Source organism: Micromonospora sp. WMMD736 (assembly GCF_049179015.1).
Classification (GTDB): domain Bacteria; phylum Actinomycetota; class Actinomycetes; order Mycobacteriales; family Micromonosporaceae; genus Micromonospora.
On record NZ_JBMHMI010000073.1, the window covers coordinates 1 to 2,704 of the forward strand.

At 67.3% G+C, this 2,704-nt stretch carries 2 protein-coding genes; one reads left to right on the forward strand and one right to left on the reverse strand.

Annotated features, from left to right (window positions below; genetic code table 11):
• The coding region (glgB, locus tag ACN269_RS33705) for a 1,4-alpha-glucan branching protein GlgB (RefSeq protein ID WP_421477237.1) at positions 1 to 1,337 on the forward strand (1,337 nt) is incomplete at its 5' end.
• A gap of 89 nt (positions 1,338 to 1,426) precedes the next feature.
• Here glgB and ACN269_RS33710 read toward each other — a convergent pair.
• Positions 1,427 to 2,704, reverse strand: a 1,278-nt coding sequence (locus ACN269_RS33710) for a response regulator transcription factor (protein ID WP_421477239.1), incomplete at its 5' end; no start/stop codon positions are given.

Consider the following 2,704-nt stretch of genomic DNA (forward strand, 5'->3'; position numbering starts at 1 on the left):
TTACTCATGTGGAACTGCTGCCGGTGGCCGAACACCCGTTCGGCGGGTCGTGGGGCTACCAGGTCACCTCCTACTACGCGCCGACCTCGCGGCTGGGCACCCCGGACGATTTTCGGTTCCTGGTGGACTCGCTGCACCAGGCCGGGATCGGGGTGATCGTGGACTGGGTGCCGGCGCACTTCCCGAAGGACGCCTGGGCGCTCGGCCGCTTCGACGGGACGGCCCTCTATGAGCACTCCGACCCGCGCCGCGGCGAGCAACTGGACTGGGGCACCTACGTGTTCGACTTCGGCCGGGCCGAGGTGCGCAACTTCCTGGTCGCCAACGCGCTGTACTGGCTGCAGGAGTTCCACATCGACGGGCTGCGGGTGGACGCCGTCGCCTCGATGCTGTACCTGGACTATTCCCGTCCCGAGGGCGGCTGGACCCCCAACGTCTACGGCGGCCGGGAGAACCTGGAGGCCGTGCAGTTCCTCCAGGAAATGAACGCCACGGTACACCGGGTGGCACCGGGGATCGTCACAATCGCCGAGGAATCTACCTCGTGGCCGGGTGTATCGCGGCCGACAAACCTTGGTGGCCTTGGCTTCTCGATGAAGTGGAACATGGGCTGGATGAACGACACGTTGGACTACATCAGCCACGATCCGGTGCACCGCAGCTACCACCACCACGAGATGACGTTCTCGATGCTGTATGCGTTCAGCGAGAACTATGTGCTGCCGATCAGCCACGACGAGGTCGTGCACGGCAAGGGCACGTTGTGGGGCCGGATGCCGGGCAACGACCACGTGAAGGCCGCCGGACTGCGCGGCCTGCTGGCCTACCAGTGGGCCCACCCGGGTAAGCAACTGCTGTTCATGGGTCAGGAGTTCGGCCAGCGCGCCGAGTGGTCCGAGGAGCGCGGGCTGGACTGGTACCAACTCGACGAGAACAGCTTCTCCGGCGGCATCCAGCGACTGGTGGGCGACCTCAACGAGATCTACCGCAGCCGGCCCGCGCTGTGGACCCGCGACACCAGCCCGGAGGGCTACTCGTGGATCGACGCCAACGACTCGGCCAACAACGTGTTGAGCTTCCTGCGCTTCGGCAGCGACGGCTCGGTGCTGGCGTGTGTGTTCAACTTCTCCGGATCCGAACACAGCAGCTACCAGCTGGGCCTGCCACGCGGCGGCACCTGGAATGAGGTGCTCAACACCGACGCGACGATCTACAACGGCGCGGGGGCCGGCAACCTCGGCGCAGTGCAGGCCACCGACGAGCCCTGGCACGGCCGACCGGCGTCGGCGGTGATGGTGCTGCCACCGCTGGCCGCGCTCTGGTTCGAACCCGCCTGACCCCTCTTCCCGACGCCCAAATGAACCTTTGGGCGCGAAAGTGCGAGTAGAACCCGCCATTTCGTCGATCTCGGTGGCGGCGGGTTGAGTCAGTGTTGCGCGTTGGCCAGCCGGGTGTAGGTCGACGCCGCCTCGGCGCGGTTGGTCGCGCGCAGTTTGCGCAGCACCCGCTTGACATGGGATTTCACCGTGCCGGTCGAGATGACCAATTCCGCCGCGATCTGTTGGTTGGTCCGGCCGGCGGCCATCAGCTGCAGCACCTCGATCTCGCGGCGGGTGAGCACCGCGTGCGCCGCAGACTCGACCTGGGCCAGTGAGCGGGCCGCGGTGCTGTGCTCGGCGGGTTCGACCTTGCGCAGCTCCAGATCGGCGCTCTGCAGTTCGCGGGCGGCGGCCTCAGCCGACGCCAACGCCTCGCATACCTCGGATTGTTGTCGGCGCATTCGCTCCAACAACACCGACCGTTCGAAGGCGTAGCCGAATCCTTCGGCGAACGCCCAGACCGTGTCTCGGTCGATCTCGTCGACGGTCTGCCCGGTGTAGAGCCGGTCGGCGTGCAGGAAGCCGATCACCCGGCCGGTCGGCATCACCGGCGCGGCCACGTACGAATGCGTCATCGAGAAGTCGACGATCGGCCGGTTGACCCGGCTGTCGTTGCGCGCATCACGGACGATCGCCGGCGCGCGCTGTCGGATCATCTCGGTCTCCAACAGCATGTGATCCAACGGTGGCGCCACCGACTGCGCGAACGCCACCATTTTCTGCGCGCCCACCTCATCGCCGCCGAAGTAGGCCGACTCCATCACCATTCGGCCTTCGTGCACCCGGAACAGCACCGCGCGATCGAAACCGCACGACTCGACCAATTCCCGTGGCGCGCGGTCGACGATTGCGGCGACGGCGTCGACCGCCCGCAGGTTGCTCAGGGCCTCCTGTACCCGCAACAGCGCCAGTGTGCGTCGCTGGGTGCGATCCTCGAGCAACTCGCGCTCCAGCAATGACAGGTCGAGCACGGCCTCCAATGCGCCCAGCGCAGGCTCGTCGCCGATCTGCTCGAGCGCATGGCGGACCGTCGTGGCGTGACCGTCGATCGCGTCGGCAATCACCCGGACGGGATCTTCGTCGCATTCGGTGGCTTCGGCGACGCCGAGGGCGCAGGCCTCCCGATATCGTCTCGACGCCGCGCTGACCTCGGCAGGTCGCGACGCCCAGCCGGGGTGGGGCCCATCCGACAGCGCGGTCAACGGCGGGATGTCCGGGCCATCGGGGACGCTGGAGCCAACAGTCATCGTCGCTCGATGCTCCCACGGGCCGACCGTCCCGGGACCGGATCCGTCCGGATGGGAGACAAAGTGCGCTCCGAAGGG